Genomic DNA, 18,650 nt, shown 5'->3' on the forward strand with positions numbered 1-18,650 from the left:
GGATCCTTCGATCCACCGCAGCCGGAGCGCGCGTGGGACAGAATGGACGGCTCGGAGGACGGGAGGGACAGTCGTGAAGCCGACCGCAGGGCGGGTACGTCGCGTGCTCGCCGCTGCCCTCGTGCTGCCCGCGCTGGTGGTCCCCGGCCTCGCCGCGGCCGGCCCCGCCACCGCCGGCTCGACCGCCGCCACCGGCCCCGCCGAGCCCGCGGCCGGCTCCCGCCTGCACCTGGTGACGCTGACCGGGCCGGGCGTCGCGGGCTACCGCGGCCCGCTCGCGGACTCCTTCGTCCGCGGCGCGATGCTGCGCCAGCAGGACGCGCTGCTCGCGGAGGTCGGCGCGCCGCGACCGGCGTACCGCTGGACCACCGCGCTCAACGGCTTCGCCGTCCGCCTCTCCCCCGCCCAGGTCGGCGCGCTCCGCAGCGACCCCGACGTGGTGGGCGTGGAGCGCGACGAGGTCCGCCCGCTCGCCGGCGCCCCGGCGCCGCGCCTCGCCTCGGCTGCAGCGAAGAGGACCGCACCGGGCGGCCGGCGGGGCGGGGGCCCCGAGGGCTCGGGCGTCGTGATCGGCGTCGTCGACTCCGGCCTCGCGCCCGAGAGCCCGGTCTTCTCCGGCGCGCCCCGGCTCGGCCGGGCGCCCGAGGGCTTCGCCGGCGCGTGCATCACCACCGAGGACTGGCCCGCCGAGCGCTGCACCCGCAAGGTCGTCGGCGCCCGCTGGTTCGTCCGCGGCTTCGGCCCCGACGCGGTCCGGGCGGGCGCGTCGCTGAGCGCACGCGACGACGAGGGTCACGGGACGCGGACCGCCTCCATCGCCGCCGGCAACAGCGGGGTGAGCGTCCGGTTCGGCGCCAAGCGGGTCGGCCGCTACGGCGGCGTCGCCCCGCAGGCCCGGCTCGCCGTCTACAAGGCGTGCTGGACCGCGCCGGACCCCCAGGACGACGGCTGCGCCACCTCCGACCTCGTGGCCGCGGTGGACCAGGCGGTCACCGACGGCGTCGACGTGCTCGCCCTCGCGGTGGGCGGGGGCGACGGGTACGACGCGCTGGAGCGCGCCCTGCTCGGCGCGGCCGAGGCCGACGTGGTCGTCGTGGCCGCGGCCGGCAACGACGCCGGCCGGGCGCACGCCGCGCACCCCGGCCCGTGGGTCACCACCGTCGGCGGGGTCGCCGGCCCGCAGCGGCGGGGGCGGGTCGTCGTCGCCGGTGGCCCGACCCTCCTCGGCGCCAGCTCCGCCGCCCGCCCGGCCGGGCCGTCCCGCGTCGTGCGCGGCGCCGAGGTGGCCGCACCGGGGGCCGCCCCCGCCCGCGCCCGCGCCTGTGCCCCCGGCAGCCTGGACGCCGGCCGGGTCGCCGGCCGGATCGTGCTGTGCGAGCGCGGTGGACACGTCCCGCGCGTGGAGAAGTCCCGGGCCGTCGACCTCGCCGACGGCGCCGGCATGGTGCTGGTCAACGTCGGAGCCGGGTCGACCGACCCCGACGTCCACCACGTGCCTACCGTCCACCTCGACCGCGGCGCCGCCCGCACCCTGCGGCGGTGGCTGGCCGACCACCCCGCCGGGCGGGTCACCCTGCGCGCGGACGGCACCACCCCGGGCCCGGACCGGCGGATGCCGTGGTCGAGCACCGGCGACCCGGCCGGGGACGTGGTCAAGCCCGACGTCGTCGCGCCCGCGACCGGCCTGCTGGCCGCGGTCCCGGCCGCCGGCCGGCCCGCCCCGTGGGAGCTGTCCTCGGGCACGTCCGCCGCGACGGCGTACGTCGCCGGCGCCGCCGCCCTCCTGCGCCAGCGCCACCCCTCGTGGTCGGCGACCGCGGTCCGCTCCGCGCTGGCGACGACCGCGAGCCGCGTCGGCGCGCCGGTGCTGGGCGTCGGCTCGGGGCGGGTGCGGCCCCAGGAGGCGGTGCGGCCGGGCCTGGTGCACCTGGTGGCCCCCGGCGACTACCGCGCCTGGCTCGATGGCGAGCTGCGCGGCGACCTGAACACCGCCTCGGTGCTGCTGCGCGGCGGCGACACCAGCGCGACGCGCACCATCACGAACGTGACCGGCCGGGCCCGGTACTTCTCCTCCAGCGCGACCGGCTTCGCCCGCGGCGCGCAGGTCCGCCCGGCGGCGGTGCGGCTGGGTCCGGGCGCGAGTGCGACGTACACCGTCACCGTGCCCGGCGGCGGCCCCGACGAGGGGTACGTCGTGTGGCGCGGCGGCTCCGGCACGGTGACCCGCGTGCCGGTGGTCGTCACCAGCCGCTGATCAGGCGCCCTGGGCGAGCGCGACGAGCCGCTCGAGCGCGACCGGTGCGTCGCGGGTGACCATCGGGCCGACGTCCTCGGCGCCCGGGCCGGTGACCCGGGTGGTGACCGTGATCTCGGCACCGTCGCCGGCGGGGACCACGACGTGGTCGATCTCGATGGCCAGGTCGCCCATCGTGAGGCGGTCGAGGTAGCGGCTGCCCGGCTCCACGACCTCGACCACGAACGGGGCCTCGGTGCCACCGGTCAGGGTCATCGTCCCGCCGGCGCCCTCACCGAAGGAGCCCTCGAGCGCGACCGCCTCGACGGCGGGGTCCCACAGGTGCCAGCTGCCGACGTCGGACCACAGCGCCCAGACCGCGGCGGGCGGGGCGGTCGTGGTGATGGACTCCGCGTGCTCGAACGTCATGGGAGGCAACCTACGCCCGGGTGTGGCGCGGGTCACGGGGTCGCGCCGGCTCAGTCCTCGCGGGCGACGGTCATCTGGCGGTCGCCGAACCGGACGACGTCCCCGGCCAGCAGCGTGGTGGGCTTGCCCGCCGACAGCGGCCGGGAGACCCCCTGGCGCACGAGGATGGAGCCGTTGGTCGAGCCGCGGTCCATCACGACGAGGACGCCGTCGGCCGCCACCTGGAGCTGGGCGTGGGTCTTGGACAGCGACATGTCCGAGGAGCGCAGCGGCACGACGTGTCGCACCGGCTCGCCCTGCCGGGCCTCGGGCCGCCGGCCGACCAGCGCGAGGCCCTCGACCACGAACGACTCGCCGCTGTCGAAGGCCACCCGCCAGCGCGCCGGGCCGGCGCCGGCCGCGCGCATGACCGTGCGCTCGGCGGTGGTGTGGGAGGTGACCACGGGAGCGGCGGGAGCTGAGGCACCGGCGGCGGCGGCGTGGGCGGGCGCGGCGTGGGCGGGCGCGGGCGTGCCCTGGCCGATCGTCCCGACGGTCTCCGGCGAGGGGGCCGGCGGGTCGACCAGGGGCGGCCCGAGCTTGCGGCGCTTGGCCGGCGGCGGGCTCGCGGGCGCGGCCGGCGGGGCGCTCGGCGCCGGGGTGGTCGCCGGGGCCGGGGCGGCCGCAGGCGGGCTCGCGGGCGGAGCTGCGGGCACGGCTGCGGGCACGGCCGGCTGGGCGGCGCTCGGCGGCACGGGGAGCGTCGGCGTCGGCGCGACCGGGCGGGGCGGGTTCGTCGGGCGCGGGGCCCGGGGCGGCACCGCCGGGCTGGTCGCGGCGGGCGGCGGCGAGGGGACCAGCCGCATCGCGGTCAGGTTGACGATCTGGCGCGGGGCGGCGGCGACCTCCTCGACGACCACCGGCGCGGGCCGCACGTCGACGACCGCGGCGTGGGTGAGCCGGTCGTGCGCGCCGCGGCGCCGGCCGCTGCCGTCCATCACCGCCGTCCAGGCCAGGGTCGCCAGGCCCATCCCGAACGTCGGCAGCGCGGCCACGCCGAGCATCAGCGAGCGGAGCATCGCAGCCGGCACCCCGATCGGCGCGCCGGTGGCGGCGTGCACCACGCGCAGCCCGAGGAGGGCCCGGCCCGGGGAGATCCCCCGCAGGCCGAGGAGCAGGGAGAAGACCAGCGAGACGAGCAGGACGACGCCGACGATCACGCCGATCCCGGCCCAGGTCTCGCCGCGGTCCAGGAGGAACCACCAGGAGAGCAGCCCCGCGACGACGTAGGTCCCCCAGGCGACGAGCCGGTCGACGGTGAAGGCGTAGAAGCGCCGGTCGAGCTCCGCTGCGGGGTACGTCGTGGCGGCCGGCGGGGTGTGGTCGGCCATCAGGGCTTGGTGACCTGGATGGTGACCCCGTCACCGAGGTCGATGACCGCACCGGGGATCAGCTGGACCGCGATGCCGGGCTGCAGGTCCTCGGGGCCGAGGCCGGGCTGGACCAGCACGGTGCCGTTGGTCGAGCCGAGGTCGGTGACCACGGCGAGCCCGTGGTCGGCGCCGGATCCGGGCCGCACCTCGAGGTGGGTCGAGGAGATCTCCTGCTGCGGGCTCGGCACGGTGACCAGCCGCGGCTGCTCGGTCGAGGTGAACCGGCGCGCCTCGGGCGCACGACCGACCAGCACCGCGCGGTCGACGTCGACGGTCTCTCCGTGGGAGATGACGAGCCGGGCGACCGGGCGCGAGGTCACCGCGGGGGCCTGCGGCTGCCCGGCGATGCCCGAGGGCCGCCGCTGGAACGGGCTCGGGTCCAACACGCCGGCGCGGGTCTCGCCGTCGTGGTCCTCCGAACCCGACCCCGACGGGACGGGAGGCTCGGAGGGCACCGGCGGGGCGGGCGGCACCGGAGGTGCGGGCGGCGGGGGCGGCACGGACGGCGGCGGGGGCGCGCTCGGGGGCGCGGCCGGCGGTGCCGGAGGCGGCGGGGGCGGTGCGGACGGCGGGGGCGGGATCGGGGTGGAGGTGGTCGGGACGTCGTCCTCCCCGTCCTCCTCGTCGTCCTCGTCCGGGTCGTGGAGCTCGGTCTCGTGCTCGGGGCCGAACTCCGGCTCCTCGACGGCCCCGGCGGCCGGGCCGGTGCCGGTGGCCCCGGCGGGCTCCTCGAGCCGCGCGAGCCGGACCAGGCCGGTGGCGGCGAGGAGGTCCGGGCCGGAGGGGCGCTCGTCGAGGACGACAGAGAGCGCCTCGACGCGGACCCAGGAGCGCTCGACCCAGGTCGTGGCCGACGCACCGTCGACCTCGACGGTCTCCCCGTCGGCGGCGACGCGCACGCGGACGCGACCGCGCACGAGCAGCCGGGTCGCCCCGTCGTCGGCGGTGGTCGCCAGCACGAACGCCGGCAGCGCGCGCAGCCCGTCGGAGAGCAGCGCGTCGAGCAGCGCGTCGGCGTCCACGCCGTCGTCGACCAGCGGCCACAGGGCCGCGGCCCGGTCCTTCTCGCTCGGCGGCAGCAGCACGGTGGCGTGCTCGCCGAGCACGCCGAACCACTCACCCGGCCGGTAGGCGCGGGTCGTCGTCTGCTCGCTCACGGCAGGGCTCCCAGTTTCTGCTCGAGACTCACCCGTTGGGCGTCGGAGTCGTAGGAGAACTCACTGACCAATCCCACCACATCGACGACGACCACCGTCGCGTTGTCCCGGCCGCCGGCCGCAAGAGCCGCCGCGACGAGCTGGTCCGCGGCGTCGCGGGGGTCGTCGACCCGGCCCAGGATGGCGCCCATCTGGTCGTCGGTGATCATCCCGGTGATCCCGTCGGAGCAGAGCACCAGCCGCTCGACCGAGGCCAGGGGCAGCAGGAAGTAGTCGGCCTCGGCGGCGTCGGGGCCGCCGAGCGCGCGGGTGATGACGTGCCGCTCGGGGTGCACCGCGGCGTCGTCCTCGGTGATCGCGCCGGCCTCGACGAGCTCCTGGACGACGCTGTGGTCGACGCTGACCTGCTCGAGGCGGCCCTCGGTGAAGCGGTAGATGCGCGAGTCGCCGAGGTTGGCCAGCAGCCACTTCGGCTCGCCGTCGTCCTCGACGAGCAGCGCGACGACCGCGGTGGTGCCGGCGTGGAACCGGCCGGCTCCGCGGGCGCGTTGCGCGGCGCCGTACTCCGAGATGCGGTGCTGGCAGCCCGCGAGCGTCGCGGCGATGACCTCGGTCCCCCGGGCGGGGTCGTAGCCGGCGTCGGCGAGCCGGGCGAACTCCTCGACCACGATCGCGCTGGCGACGTCGCCGCCCTCGTGGCCGCCCATGCCGTCGGCGACGACGAAGACCGGCGGCGCGGCGAGGTAGGAGTCCTCGTTGACCTCGCGGACCAGGCCGACGTCGGTGGCCGCTCCGTGGTGGAGCTCGACGGCCTTCACCCGCGGCTCGATAGCGTTGGGGGGATGTCCGGACACCGCTCGCTCGCCGACCAGCTGCGCAGCTGGCCCGACGAGCGCTTGGCCCGGCTCCTGCACGAGCGTCCCGATCTCGCCACTCCCGCCCCTCATGACTCCGGCCAGCTGGCGTCCCGCGCGGCCACTCGTTCGTCCTTGATGCGTGCGCTCGACGATCTCACGAGGCTCGAGCTCTGCGTCCTTGATGCCCTCGTCGTCGCAGGTCAAACCACACCTGCGGAACTCGCCACGCTGGTCCGGGCCGCTCCGGGGTCGACCACGGCGGCGCTGGAGCGGCTGCTCGACCTCGCGCTGGCGTGGGAGTCGACCGGCGGGCTGCGCGCGCTGACCGGCGTCGCGGAGGCGATGGCGGGCGTCCGCGGGGGCGGGGCGAGCGGGCTGCAGCCGCGCTCGCCGGACGCCCCGGCGCCCGCCGAGGTGGAACGCCGGCTGGCCGAGGTCTCCCCCGCGGCGCGCACCCTGCTCGAGCACGTCGCCGAGCAGGGCGGCGAGGCGACCACGGGCTCCTCGCGGCACCACGTGAGCGTCGCCGACGCCGCCACCCCGGCCGAGGAGCTGCTCGCCCGCCGGCTGCTGGTGCCCCGCGGCGGCGGGTCGGTCGTGCTGCCCGGCGAGGTCGGGCTGGCCCTGCGGGGCGGCACCACCACCCGCGAGCCCGTCGACGAGGTGCCCGAGGTGGTCACCTCCGAGCGGGCCGCCGGCCTGGTCGACCGGGCCGCGGCCGGCGCGGCCTTCGAGCTGGTCCGCCGCGTCGAGCTGCTGCTCGACCACTGGGGCACCACGCCCCCGACCGCGCTGCGCAGCGGCGGGCTGGGGGTGCGCGACCTCAAGGCGACCGCGACCCTGCTGCACGTCGACGAGCCGACCGCGGCGCTCCTCGTCGAGACCGCGTACGCCGCCGGGCTGCTCGCCACCGCGGCCGACCGCGACGGCAACCCGGCGTGGGTGCCGACCGACCTGCTCGACACCTGGGCCGGCCACGACCTCGCCGAGCGCTGGGCGTTCCTGGCCCGCGCCTGGCTCGACATGCCCCGGCTGCCCAGCCTGGTCGGGCGGCGCGACCCGCAGGGCAAGGCCTGGAACGCCCTCCAGCCCGAGCTCGCCTCCGGCACGGCCGCCGAGGCGCGGCGGATGGCGCTCGAGACGCTCGCCGGGCTGCCGGCCGGCCGGGTCGTGGCGACCGGGACCGGGCCGCCGTCGGTCGTCGCGCGCGTCGCCTGGCTGCGGCCGCGACGCTCCCGCACGCGGGCCGACCAGGTGGCCGCGGCCCTCGTCGAGGCCGCGGTGCTCGGCGTCTGCGGGCACGGCGGCCTGGCGACGTACTCCCGGGCGCTGCTGGGCGGCGAGGACCCGGCGCCCGCGCTGGCGGGCCTGTTGCCCGAGCCGGTCGACCACGTGCTGCTCCAGGCCGACCTCACCGCGGTAGCGCCCGGCCCGCTGGAGTCCGCGCTGGCGCGACGGCTGCAGCTGGTGGCCGACGTGGAGTCGCGGGGCGGGGCGACGGTCTACCGGTTCACGCCCGGCTCGGTGCGCCGCGCGCTGGACTCGGGGTGGACCGCGGTGGAGCTGCACGACTTCGTCGGGTCGGTCTCGCGCACGCCGGTGCCGCAGCCGCTGACCTACCTCGTCGACGACACCGCCCGCACCTACGGCGCGGTGCGGGTCGGCGCGGTCGCGGCGTTCCTGCGCTCCGAGGACGCCTCCGCCCTCACCGAGCTCGAGCACCACCCCCGGGCGGCGGGCCTGGGGCTGCGCCGGATCGCGCCGACGGTCCTGGTCTCCACGACCCCGCTCGACGTGCTGCTCCCCCGGCTCCGCGAGCTCGGCGGGGCCCCGGTCGTCGAGGGTCCCGACGGGACGATCCACGTCGCGCGCCCCGACGTGCTCCGCGCCCGCACCCCCAAGGACCGGCGGGTCCCCGCGCGCACCGCCGCCCGGACCGCCGCCCACGCCGCGGCGGTCGTCACCACGATCCGCGCCGGCGACCGGGAGGCCTCGACCCGGCCCGCGGCGGCCGCGACGCTCTCCCCGGGCGGCGCCCTCGCCGCGCTCCGCGAGGCCGTGGAGGCGCGCACCTCGGTGCTCATCGCCTACGTCGACAACCACGGCGCCTCGACCGAGCGGCTCGTCGACCCCCTCTCCGTCGAGGGCGGGCAGCTGACCGCGCACGACCACCGCAGCGACGACCTGCGCACCTTCGCGGTGCCCCGGATCACGAGCGTCCGGACCGTTGAGGAGTCTCCGTAGACTCCGCGGGTGGACTTCATCCGGTACGCCGAGCAGTCGGCCGCACTGCTCAACGCACCGCTCGACGACGTGGAGGCGCTGCGCGACCACCTCGCCTCCCGGCCCTGGCTCCAGGAGCAGTGCACCGACCGCGACTGCATGCTGCTGCGCAAGCACCAGCGCGAGCTCCGGCCGGTCTTCGAGGCCTCCGCCGCCGGTGACGTCGCCGGGGTCGTCGACGGCCTCAACGAGCTGATGGCCCGGCACCCGGTCAGCCCGCGGATCTCCGACCACGACGGGCACCTCCACGTCCACGTCGCCAGCCGCAGCGCCTCGGTCGCCGAGCTGCTCGTCGGGGAGTCGCTGCTCGGGCTGATGACGCTCGTGTGCGACCTCGGCCCCACCCGGCTCGGTGTCTGCTCGGCGGCGCCGTGCCGCCAGGTGTACGTCGACACCTCCCCCAACCAGTCGCGCCGCTACTGCTCGGACCGCTGCTCCTCGCGGGCCAACGTGGCGGCGTACCGAGCCCGGCAGAAGGCGGTCACCCCCGCATGAGCACCCCATGAACGACGGACCACTCATCGTCCAGTCCGACAAGACCCTGCTCCTGGAGATCGACCACGAGCGCGCGGCCGACTGCCGCAAGGCGATCGCGCCGTTCGCCGAGCTCGAGCGCTCCCCCGAGCACGTGCACACCTACCGGCTCACCCCGCTGGGGCTGTGGAACGCCCGCGCCGCCGGCCACGACGCCGAGCAGGTCGTCGACACGCTGCTGGAGTACAGCCGCTACGCCGTCCCCCACGCGCTGCTCGTCGACGTCGCCGAGACGATGGCCCGGTACGGCCGGCTGCGGCTCGACAAGCACCCCACCCACGGGCTGGTGCTCACCTCGACCGACCGGCCGGTGCTCGAGGAGGTGCTGCGCGCCAAGAAGATCCAAGGCATGCTCGGCGAGCGGATCGACGACGACACCGTCGTGGTCCACGCCTCCGAGCGCGGCAACCTCAAGCAGGCGCTGCTGAAGATCGGCTGGCCCGCCGAGGACTTCGCCGGGTACGTCGACGGCGAGGCCCACCCGATCGCGCTCGACGAGTCCGACTGGCAGCTGCGCGACTACCAGCGCGACGCGGCCGAGTCGTTCTGGCACGGCGGGTCCGGCGTGGTCGTGCTGCCCTGCGGCGCCGGCAAGACGCTGGTCGGCGCCTCCGCGATGGCCCACGCGCAGGCGACCACGCTGATCCTGGTCACCAACACCGTCTCGGCGCGCCAGTGGAAGGACGAGCTGGTGCGGCGTACCTCGCTGACCGAGGACGAGATCGGGGAGTACTCCGGCTCGGTCAAGGAGGTCCGGCCGGTCACCATCGCGACGTACCAGGTCCTGACGACCAAGCGGAAGGGCGTCTACCCCCACCTCGAGCTGCTCGACGCCCGCGACTGGGGGCTGATCATCTACGACGAGGTGCACCTGCTGCCCGCGCCGATCTTCCGGATGACCGCGAACCTCCAGGCGCGGCGGCGGATCGGGCTGACCGCGACGCTGGTGCGCGAGGACGGCCGCGAGGGCGACGTGTTCTCCCTCATCGGGCCCAAGCGGTACGACGCGCCGTGGAAGGACATCGAGGCGCAGGGCTGGATCGCGCCGGCCGACTGCGTCGAGGTGCGGGTGACGCTGCCGACCGACGAGCGCCTCGTGTACGCCGTCGCGGAGCCCGAGGAGCGCTACCGGCTCGCCTCGTGCACCGCGGAGAAGACCCGCGTGGTCCGCGACATCGTCGCCTCCCACCGCGACCAGCCGACGCTGGTCATCGGGCAGTACATCGAGCAGCTCGACGAGCTCGCGGCCGCGCTCGACGCCCCCGTGATCAAGGGCGACACCCCCGTGAAGGAGCGGCAGCGGCTCTTCGACGCGTTCCGCGCCGGCGAGGTCGGGCTGCTCGTGGTCTCCAAGGTCGCGAACTTCTCCATCGACCTGCCCTCGGCCGAGGTGGCGATCCAGGTCTCCGGCTCCTTCGGCTCCCGCCAGGAGGAGGCCCAGCGGCTCGGCCGGCTGCTGCGGCCCAAGTCGGAGGGGAAGACCGCGCACTTCTACACGATCGTCTCCCGCGACACCGTCGACGCCGACTTCGCCGCCAACCGGCAGCGCTTCCTCGCCGAGCAGGGGTACGCCTACCGGATCCTCGACGCCGAGGACCTCCCGGCCTGAGCGCTCACCCCGCCCCGACCGGACCGCGGACCCACCGGTCGGGCTCGCGGAGCAGGCGCGGGCCGGCCTCCTCGGCCGCCCCGACACCGGCCGCCTCCGCCGCGGTGAGCACCGCCCGGCGCAGCTTGCGCCAGTTCCCCTCGGAGGTCGGCATCCCGTTCTGGTGGACGGCCTCGCGCAGCGCCAGCCGGGTGCCACCGCCCTCGGCCGGGACCAGCACCGCCGTGGTCGCGACCTCCCCCTCCTGGATCGTCCAGGCGCGCTCCCCGGCCGGCTTCCACCAGCGGGGCAGCTTCGCGGCGGCGAGGACCTGCTCGGCGCCGGGCAGATCGGTGTCGAGGTGCACCTCGGTCGCCAGCGAGACCAGCAGCTTCTCCACGAAGGGGTTGCCCTGGTTGTCCCAGGTCGCGCCGCGGGCGGAGTTGTCGGCCGCCCGGGCGACGAACTGCCGCCGCCAGCGACGCACGCGCCACCCGATCAGCACGAGGGCCAGGAACGCCGCCATCACGAAGTAGCCCTGGTTCAGGCGCCACCACTCCTCCATCGCCCCTCCTCCCACGACGCCCCGCCGGGGGGCGTCTGCCGGTGCTTCCAGCCCTACCCCCGCCCGCGCGCCCTCGAACCGGGCTGGGCGACGTGGCTAGACCTGGGGTCCGGCGTGGGTCCGGGGCGGTCCGGGGGCGCGGGTTTCCTGCGGATCGGGCCGCGGGCGGCGTACTTCTGGGCCTTTGCACCCGCTTCTGGGCCAATGTATTGACCCGGAAGCGGATGCGTACCACCTATAGGTGGTACGCACGCCCCCTCCGAAGGCCCCTCACCCCCAGCCGTCCCGTCTCACCCGGGGGCGGGAAATCGGAGGAGGAGGGGGGACGGTCCTAGGGTGCGAGCGTGAAGGCACTGCTGCTGGAGAACATCCACCAGGTGGCCGTCGAGTCGCTCGAGGCCAAGGGGTACGAGGTCGAGCTGCGGTCGGGCTCCCTCTCCGAGGAGGAGCTGGTCGAGGCGCTCGAGGGCGTCTCGCTGCTCGGCATCCGCTCCAACACCACCGTCACCGCGAAGGTCCTCGACGCGGCGCCGGACCTGGTGGCGATCGGCTGCTTCTGCATCGGCACCAACCAGGTCGACCTCGCCGCGGCGACCGAGCGGGGGGTGGCGGTGTTCAACGCGCCGTACTCCAACACCCGCAGCGTCGTGGAGCTGGTCATCGGCGAGATCATCGCGCTGGCCCGGCGACTGCCGGAGAAGATCGAGAAGATGCACGCCGGCGTCTGGGACAAGTCGGCCAAGGGCAGCCACGAGGTCCGCGGGCGCACGCTCGGCATCGTGGGATACGGCAACATCGGCACCCAGCTCTCGACGGTCGCCGAGGCGCTGGGCATGCGGGTGGTCTTCTTCGACACCGCCGACCGGCCCGCGCACGGCAACGCCCGGCGGATGTCGACCCTCGACGAGCTGCTCGCGATCTCCGACGTGGTCAGCCTGCACATCGACGGGCGGCCGGGCAACGCCGGGATGTTCGGGCACGAGCAGTTCGCGAAGATGAAGCCGCGGGCGATGTTCGTCAACGCGGCCCGCGGGATGGTCGTCGACACCGAGTCGCTGCGCGAGCACATCCTCTCCGGCCACATCGCCGGCGCCGCGATGGACGTCTTCCCGGTCGAGCCCAAGGCCCAGGGCGACCCGTTCGAGTCGCCCCTGCGCGGCCTGGACAACGTCATCCTCACCCCGCACGTCGGCGGCTCGACGCAGGAGGCGCAGGAGGAGATCGGCTGGTTCGTCTCCGGCAAGCTCGCCGCGTTCGCCCTGCACGGCAGCACCGCGCTGTCGGTCAACCTGCCCGCCGTCAACGTCCCCGAGCTGCGCACCGGCCACCGGCTGGGCTTCCTGCACCGCAACGTCCCCGGCGTGCTGGCGCGGCTCAACGAGATGCTCGCCGAGGAGGGCGACAACGTCGTGCAGCAGCAGCTCGCCACCCGCGGCGAGGTGGGGTACGTCGTCACCGACGCCGCCGCCCCGCTCTCGGAGGGGTCGCTGCAGCGGCTGGCCGCCTCGGAGAACGGTCTCTGGGTCCGCACCTGGTCGGCCTGACGACGTACGCCGCCGGCCCGGCGCGAGGACCGGCGCGCCCCCCGGGGCGTGCCGACCCGGGTCAGCCGACCTCGGAGCGCGGCTGCGGCCCGACGTCGCCGACCCGGCCGGGTCGCCGGGCGGCGTGCCGCTGGCCGGGGCCGGGCCCGCTGCGGGCCGCGAGCGCGTCCGCGACCAGGCCGGTCACGGCGGCGTACACGCCCTTGTGCAGCACGTCGACGACGAGCTCGCCGCGCGGCCAGGTCTGCGGCGGGGCGCCGACCCCGGTGGCGTTCTCGAGCACCTGGTCGGTGGTGAGGCGGATGACCGCGAACTGCGCGGAGGCGAGCGGGCCGCGGAGCCCGGCGTGCGCCATGGCCGAGCGGACCACGCCCAGGAGCGCGCCCTGCCCGTGGTGCATGACCCAGTTCAGGGCGAGCGATCGGGCGCCGGTCTGCTCAGAGGCGCCGCTGAGCCGCTCGAGGACCCGGGCGGGGACGTAGGAGCTGGGCCGGCCGGTCACCACCCGTTGCTCGACCTTCTCCCCCAGCGTCATCACCGCCACCCCGGCCGCGCCGGCGACCAGGCCCTCCACCACGACACGTCCGATCATGGGCGCGGGGTACCGGGCTGCGCGCCGGGTGATCCGGCGGCGAGCCAGGCCCGGTCGCGCTGCTCCCCTGGGCGGGTGTCCACGACGAGGGCGCCGGCGGCCAGGGCCGCGGGGAGGTCCTCCGGCCGCACGCGGTCGAGACCGCGGCGGCACACCTCCAGCAGCCGGTCGACGGCCGCCGGCGGACCCTCGTCGTGCTCGTCCACCACCACAGGGACGTCTAGTCGGCGTTGAGCCGGTCGAGCTCGTCGTCGGTGAGCTCGAGGTCGGCAGCGGCGGCGGAGTCGGTGATCGACTCGGGCCGCTTCGCGCCGGGGATCGGGATGACGACCGGGGACTGGGCCAGCTCCCAGGCGAGCGCGACCTGCTGGGCGCTCACCCCGCGGGCCTCGGCGACCTCGGCGAAGGCCGGGTGCTTCTCGGCCAGCGACTTGGCGTCGCCGAGCCCGCCCAGCGGGCTCCAGGGCAGGAACGCCAGGCCGAGCTCGTCGCACACGTCGATCTCGGGCCGGCTGGAGCGGAACGCCGGGGAGAACTGGTTCTGCACGCTCACCAGCGCCTCACCGAGGACGGCGTGCGCGGCGCGGATCTGGTCGGGGTCGGCGTTGGAGAGCCCGACCATGCGGACCTTGCCGCTGTCGGCGATCTCCTTGAGCGTGCCGATGACCTCCTCGTAGGGCACGTCCGGGTCGGGCCGGTGGTGCTGCCACAGCGCGATCTGCTCCACCCCGAGGCGCTCGAGGCTCGCGTCGACGGCCGCGCGCAGGTGCTCGGGCGAGCTGTCGGAGTCCCAGCCGCCGCCCTCGGTGCGGACGTGCCCGCCCTTGGTGGCGAGGAAGACCTGGCTGCGCACGCCGAGCTCGTCGAGGAGCCCGGCGATGAGCCGCTCGTTCTCGCCCTGGGCGCCCGCGCCCTTCTCCTCGCCGGGCCCGTAGGCGTCGGCGGTGTCGAAGAGCGTCACCCCGGCGTCGAGCGCCGCGCGGATGGTGGCGGCGAGCTGCTCGCGCGGCTGGCTGCCGGACTGGTCGAACGTCATCAGGCCCAGGCCGATGGCCCCCACCTGCACCCGGCCGACCCGGTCGTTGCCGATCCCTCGTGTCCTCACCGCGCCCAAGTGCCCGGAGGGGTCCCCGATGAAACGGGCCTCCGGGCCGCCGCGGGCCGGCCCGCAGCGCCGCAACCGCCCCGGGGGGCCGGGCGGCCCGATCCGGAGTGCCCTTGTGGTCGCTCCGCGGCGGGCAGATCGTGAGTGATCCCCCTCATCTCCGACTCGACGGGCCGCTTCCCATGAAGAGAACACTCCTCAGCGCACTCGCAAGCCTGGCCATGGTGACGACCCTCGTGGCCACGACCGGCAGCCCGCCGGCCACCGCCCAGGACGAGGACCTCCCCTGGATGGACACCTCGCTCCCGGCGCCCGAGCGGACCGAGCTCCTGCTGGACGCGATGACGCTGGACCAGAAGCTCGAGCAGATCTTCAACCGGCCGGTCTACAACGACGACCTCGACGACGGGGTCCCCGACAACGGCGTCGGATGTGACTTCACCCTGATCGGCCGGCACATCGAGGGCATCCCCGAGCTGGCGATCCCCGACTTCCGGATGGCCAACGGCGGCACCGGCATCCGCGGTGGCGACTGCCTCCCGGAGCCCACCGCGACCGCGCTGCCCGCCCAGATCTCCTCGGCGGCCACCTTCGACCGCGCCACCACGCTGCGCTGGGGCCAGGTGCTCGACGCCGAGCTGCGGGCCTGGGCGCACCAGGTGCTCTGGGGGCCGGTCCTCAACCTGATCCGCACGCCGTACGGCGGGCGCAACAACGAGTTCTTCAGCGAGGACCCGTACCTGACCGGCGCCCTCGCCTCGCAGATCATCCGCGGGATCCAGCAGCGCAACGTGAGCCAGGCGACGGCCAAGCACTTCGTCGCCAACGACTCCGAGTTCCAGTTCGAGCGGTGGACCGCGGCGATCCGCGTCCCCTCGCGGGCGATGCAGGAGCTCTACCTGCTGCCCTTCGAGATGGCCGTCAAGGACGCCGACGTCGCCTCGGTGATGTGCGCCTACGGACAGGTGAACTTCACCTACAACTGCGAGAGCAAGCCGCTGCTGCGCAAGACCCTGCGTGAGAGGTGGGGCTTCGACGGCTACGTCTTCTCCGACCGGCGCGCCGCGCAGAGCACCGTGCCCTCCATCCTCGCCGGCACCGACGTCGAGGTCGACGAGGCGCCGGAGTGGTACGCCCCGGCGCTGGTGAAGGCCGCGATCAGGAACCGCGAGATCACCGAGGCCGACGTCGACGACATGCTGCGCGAGCGCTACATCAAGATGTTCGAGTTCGGCGACTTCGACGACCCGCACACGGAGTTCACCTGGGACCAGCTCGAGGACGAGATGGTCCAGGGCGGCACCCACGCCCAGGTCGCCAAGGACGCGGCCGAGGAGAGCCTCGTGCTGCTGCGCAACGAGCGCGAGCTGCTGCCGCTCAACGCGGAGGCGACCGAGTCGGTGGCGCTGATCGGCGCTCGGTGGTTCGCCGGCGAGGCGACGCTGCCGCCGCGCAGCGGCGACCGCGCCAACAACGTCTCGGTCAACGCGCCGTACGAGGTGACCCCGCGGCAGGGCCTCGAGAACGTCCTCGAGACGCTCGGCTCCGACGCCCAGGTCACCTACGACAACGGCACCAACGTCAACCGCGCCGTCGCGCTGGCGAGGCGGTCCGACGTGACCATCATGATGCTCGGCGACGTCGCCCGCGAGACGTGGGACAAGAACAGCAACTGGCAGCAGGAGAACCCCAGCGGGGGCCCCGGCGGAGCCGCGAACGAGGTCCCCGACCTCGATCTGCCGACGGTGCAGGGCACCGACCAGCAGCGGCTCGCGCCGGCCGTGCTCGACGCCGTCCCGAACACGATCACGGTGCTGAAGACCCAGGGGCAGGTGAACATGCCCTGGATCGACAAGGTCGACACCCTGGTGGAGGCGTGGTACCCCGGCCAGGAGGACGGCAACGTCGTGGCCGAGGCGCTGTTCGGGATCAACAACTTCTCCGGCAAGCTGCCGGTGACGTTCGGCAAGACCGACCGCGAGGCGGCGTACGCGAGCCAGGAGCAGTACCCGGGCTACCCCGAGGACACCGGCTCGCCCGGCGGCATCGGGCGTGACCCGATCCCCGGCGCGCCGCAGCGGGTGGTCCGCTACACCGAGGGCCTGAAGATGGGCTACCGCTGGTACCAGGCGACCGGCACCGAGCCGCTGTTCCCGTTCGGCTACGGGCAGTCCTACACGACCTTCGGCTACAGCGACCTTCAGGTGGCCAAGGTCCGCAAGAACGGGAAGCAGACGGGTGTGCGGGTCGGCTACACCGTGACCAACACCGGCGACGTCGCCGGCAAGGAGGCCTCGCAGGTCTACCTGAGGCTCCCGAAGGCGGCCGGCGAGAACTTCAACCGGCTGGTCGGCTTCGAGAAGGTCGACCTCGAGCCCGGCGAGAGCAGGCGCGTCTCGACGGTCCTGAACGCCGGCGCCTCCAACCACCCGCTCTCCTACTTCGCACCGGAGGACCCCGACGACCTCAGGCGCTGGGCGGACGGGAAGTGGACGACGCCGAAGGGACGCTTCACGGTCTTCGTCGGCGGCTCCTCCGAGGACACCCCCCTGCGTCGGTCGGTGACGCTGGACGTCGACAAGGCGGTCAAGGCGCCCTCGCAGATCAAGAAGCCGACGGTCCGCCCGCGGCCGGTGACCTCGAGCACCCGAGCCCGGATCACCCTCCGGGTCGTCTCGGCCGGGAAGCCGGCGACCGGCGAGGTCCGGGTCAAGGAGGGCGGAGTCGTGATCGCGCTCGACGCGCTCGACGCCCGCGGCCGCGCCCAGGTGCGGCTGCCCCGCCTCCGGGCGGGCGTCCACCGGCTGAAGCTCGTCTACACCGGCTCGGCCGTCTCGAAGCGGGCCACCAGGACGCTGGTGATCACGGTCCGGAAGGGGTGACGACCCGAGGGCCCCGGTCGGGTCCACCGACCCTCCGTCGACGCGGGGCCCCTCGGGCGTGCGGGACCGTCGCCGGCCTGCTCGCGGTCGTGCTGACCGCGTGCACCGGCGACACCCCTGCGGAGCCGGAGCCCCCGTCCACGCCCGAGGAGGCGACCGCCGGGACGGCGTACGACGTCACGGACCTGGGAGCCGATCCCGAGCCCGGCACCGGGGACGACGCCCCCGCCATCCGGGAGGCGTTGGCCGCGGCGGAGCCGGGCGACGAGGTGGTCCTCCCCGCCGGGGTGTACGACCTGAGGTCGGCCGACCCCGACGAGGAGGACGCGAACCTGCTGCTCGCCGCCGGCGTGCAGGTCCGCGGCGCGGGCCGCGAGGCCACCGTGCTCCGCACCTGGTTCGACGGGGAGGACGACAGCGCGGTCGTGCGCGGGTCGGGCGTCCGGGACGCCTCGCTGCGCGGCCTCACCATCACCTCGGCGCACGAGGGCCCCCTCGGCACCGACCCGGACGAGGAGGGGCCCGGCGGGGGCCCGATGTACGGCGTGCAGATCGGTGCGGACGACGGGCAGGGCAGTCGGCGGGTGCTCGTCGAGGACGTCGCCGTGGAGCTCTTCCAGCGCCATGGCATCACGGTGAAGGCCAGCCGGGAGGTGACCGTGCGGGCCTGCCACGTCGCCGACGCCACCAGCGTCGGCCCCGGCGGCGCCGGCTACGGGATCGTGGTCGAGGGCACGCCCGACGACCGCGACCCGGGCGGCCCCGACGACTCGCGGGACAACGTGGTCGCGGACAACCACCTCGACGGCCGGCACCTGCGCCACAGCATCCTGTTGCAGTTCCCCACCCACCACAACCTGGTCGCCGACAACGTCGTCGAGGGCGGGGTCCTGGACGCCATCGACCTGCACGGCGAGGGCGAGCACCGCAACGAGATCCGCGGCAACACCGTCACCGGCGTCGACGCCGCCGCGGTCGCGCTGGGCAACTCCGGAGGCACGAAGCACCAGCACGACGCCAGCGGCGAGGGCAACTGGGTCCACGACAACCGCCTGGTCGGCAACCGGCAGGGCGTGCTCGTCATCCTCGGGACCCCCGACACCCTCATCGAGGACAACGAGGTCGTCGGGCGCCCCGGCTCCGAGGTGGGCATCGAGCTGCGCAACGCGCCCGGCACGACCGTGCGCGAGAACGCCGTGACCGGCGCCGACCGGGACTTCTGGGCGATCGTGGTGACCGAGGACGACGGCACCGACGGCCGCGGCGCCGGCGTCGCCACCGACGTGCTCATCGCCGACAACCGGCTCTCGGGCCCGGTCAACGGCATCGCCGTCGACGCGGGCCGCGGCATCGAGATCACCGGCAACTCCGTCGACGTCGAGGGCGTCCCGCTGCGCGTCGCCCCGGGAGTGGAGCGGTCCTCGCCTCCCCCGGCGTGACCGCGCCCGCTCGCAGGCGCGGACAGGGCG

General features: G+C 75.3%; 15 protein-coding genes. 7 read left to right on the plus strand and 8 right to left on the minus strand.

The genetic code is table 11. The features are described from left to right. The first annotated feature begins 73 nt into the window (after window positions 1-73). The gene (locus HPC71_RS17605) at window positions 74-2,254 is read left to right on the plus strand and encodes a S8 family serine peptidase (RefSeq protein ID WP_154615480.1); all 2,181 of its coding nucleotides are present in this window, start codon (window positions 74-76) and stop codon (window positions 2,252-2,254) included. On the opposite strand, the gene HPC71_RS17610 is transcribed toward HPC71_RS17605, so the two are convergent. Genes HPC71_RS17610 through HPC71_RS17625 form a run of 4 tightly spaced genes read right to left on the minus strand, consistent with a single transcriptional unit; the run spans window position 2,255 to window position 6,049 of the window. Then, window positions 2,255-2,662 (minus strand): SRPBCC family protein, encoded by a 408-nt coding sequence (locus tag HPC71_RS17610; protein WP_154615478.1) that lies wholly within the window; start codon window positions 2,660-2,662, stop codon window positions 2,255-2,257. A gap of 50 nt (window positions 2,663-2,712) precedes the next feature. Then, window positions 2,713-4,032, minus strand: a complete 1,320-nt coding sequence (locus HPC71_RS17615) for an RDD family protein (protein ID WP_154615476.1) — start codon at window positions 4,030-4,032, stop codon at window positions 2,713-2,715. Continuing rightward, the gene (locus HPC71_RS17620; RefSeq protein WP_154615474.1) at window positions 4,032-5,231 is read right to left on the minus strand and encodes an FHA domain-containing protein; all 1,200 of its coding nucleotides are present in this window, start codon (window positions 5,229-5,231) and stop codon (window positions 4,032-4,034) included. The genes HPC71_RS17615 and HPC71_RS17620 overlap by 1 nt, the downstream gene beginning before the upstream one ends. Then, entirely contained in the window at window positions 5,228-6,049 is an 822-nt protein-coding gene (locus tag HPC71_RS17625) for a PP2C family protein-serine/threonine phosphatase (RefSeq protein WP_253943767.1), read from the minus strand. The genes HPC71_RS17620 and HPC71_RS17625 overlap by 4 nt, the downstream gene beginning before the upstream one ends. A gap of 24 nt (window positions 6,050-6,073) precedes the next feature. Between HPC71_RS17625 and HPC71_RS17630 the strand changes: the two genes are divergently transcribed. Genes HPC71_RS17630 through HPC71_RS17640 form a run of 3 tightly spaced genes read left to right on the plus strand, consistent with a single transcriptional unit; the run spans window position 6,074 to window position 10,514 of the window. Continuing rightward, the gene (locus HPC71_RS17630; protein ID WP_154615470.1) at window positions 6,074-8,332 is read left to right on the plus strand and encodes a helicase C-terminal domain-containing protein; all 2,259 of its coding nucleotides are present in this window, start codon (window positions 6,074-6,076) and stop codon (window positions 8,330-8,332) included. Between the two features lie 9 nt (window positions 8,333-8,341). Beyond that, window positions 8,342-8,866 carry a CGNR zinc finger domain-containing protein gene (locus HPC71_RS17635; protein ID WP_171896995.1) on the plus strand — a complete coding sequence of 175 codons (525 nt, stop codon included), beginning with the start codon at window positions 8,342-8,344 and terminating at the stop codon, window positions 8,864-8,866. 7 nt (window positions 8,867-8,873) lie between these two features. Then, complete coding sequence (locus tag HPC71_RS17640; RefSeq protein WP_154615468.1) at window positions 8,874-10,514, plus strand: DNA repair helicase XPB; 1,641 nt, start codon at window positions 8,874-8,876, stop codon at window positions 10,512-10,514. A gap of 4 nt (window positions 10,515-10,518) precedes the next feature. On the opposite strand, the gene HPC71_RS17645 is transcribed toward HPC71_RS17640, so the two are convergent. Next, complete coding sequence (locus HPC71_RS17645; protein ID WP_154615466.1) at window positions 10,519-11,058, minus strand: hypothetical protein; 540 nt, start codon at window positions 11,056-11,058, stop codon at window positions 10,519-10,521. A 344-nt stretch (window positions 11,059-11,402) separates the two neighbouring features. Here HPC71_RS17645 and serA point away from each other — a divergent pair, with 344 nt between their 5' ends. Next, window positions 11,403-12,602 carry a phosphoglycerate dehydrogenase gene (serA, locus tag HPC71_RS17650; RefSeq protein WP_171896996.1) on the plus strand — a complete coding sequence of 400 codons (1,200 nt, stop codon included), beginning with the start codon at window positions 11,403-11,405 and terminating at the stop codon, window positions 12,600-12,602. A 61-nt stretch (window positions 12,603-12,663) separates the two neighbouring features. On the opposite strand, the gene HPC71_RS17655 is transcribed toward serA, so the two are convergent. Genes HPC71_RS17655 through HPC71_RS17665 form a run of 3 tightly spaced genes read right to left on the minus strand, consistent with a single transcriptional unit; the run spans window position 12,664 to window position 14,299 of the window. Continuing rightward, window positions 12,664-13,194, minus strand: coding sequence for a hypothetical protein (locus HPC71_RS17655; RefSeq protein WP_154615464.1), 531 nt, complete (start codon window positions 13,192-13,194; stop codon window positions 12,664-12,666). Continuing rightward, window positions 13,191-13,400: a hypothetical protein gene (locus HPC71_RS17660; protein ID WP_154615462.1), complete on the minus strand. Its 210-nt coding sequence runs from the start codon at window positions 13,398-13,400 to the stop codon at window positions 13,191-13,193. Before HPC71_RS17660 ends, HPC71_RS17655 begins: the two co-directional genes overlap by 4 nt. A 14-nt stretch (window positions 13,401-13,414) precedes the next feature. Further along, window positions 13,415-14,299 carry an aldo/keto reductase gene (locus HPC71_RS17665; RefSeq protein WP_216656450.1) on the minus strand — a complete coding sequence of 295 codons (885 nt, stop codon included), beginning with the start codon at window positions 14,297-14,299 and terminating at the stop codon, window positions 13,415-13,417. 224 nt (window positions 14,300-14,523) lie between these two features. Between HPC71_RS17665 and HPC71_RS17670 the strand changes: the two genes are divergently transcribed. Both HPC71_RS17670 and HPC71_RS17675 read left to right on the plus strand, forming a co-directional pair. Next, entirely contained in the window at window positions 14,524-17,181 is a 2,658-nt protein-coding gene (locus tag HPC71_RS17670) for a glycoside hydrolase family 3 C-terminal domain-containing protein (RefSeq protein WP_171896997.1), read from the plus strand. 89 nt (window positions 17,182-17,270) lie between these two features. Further along, window positions 17,271-18,620, plus strand: a complete 1,350-nt coding sequence (locus HPC71_RS17675; RefSeq protein ID WP_154615458.1) for a right-handed parallel beta-helix repeat-containing protein — start codon at window positions 17,271-17,273, stop codon at window positions 18,618-18,620. Window positions 18,621-18,650 lie beyond the last annotated feature (30 nt).

This window comes from Nocardioides marmotae, assembly GCF_013177455.1.
Classification (GTDB): Bacteria; Actinomycetota; Actinomycetes; order Propionibacteriales; family Nocardioidaceae; genus Nocardioides; species Nocardioides marmotae.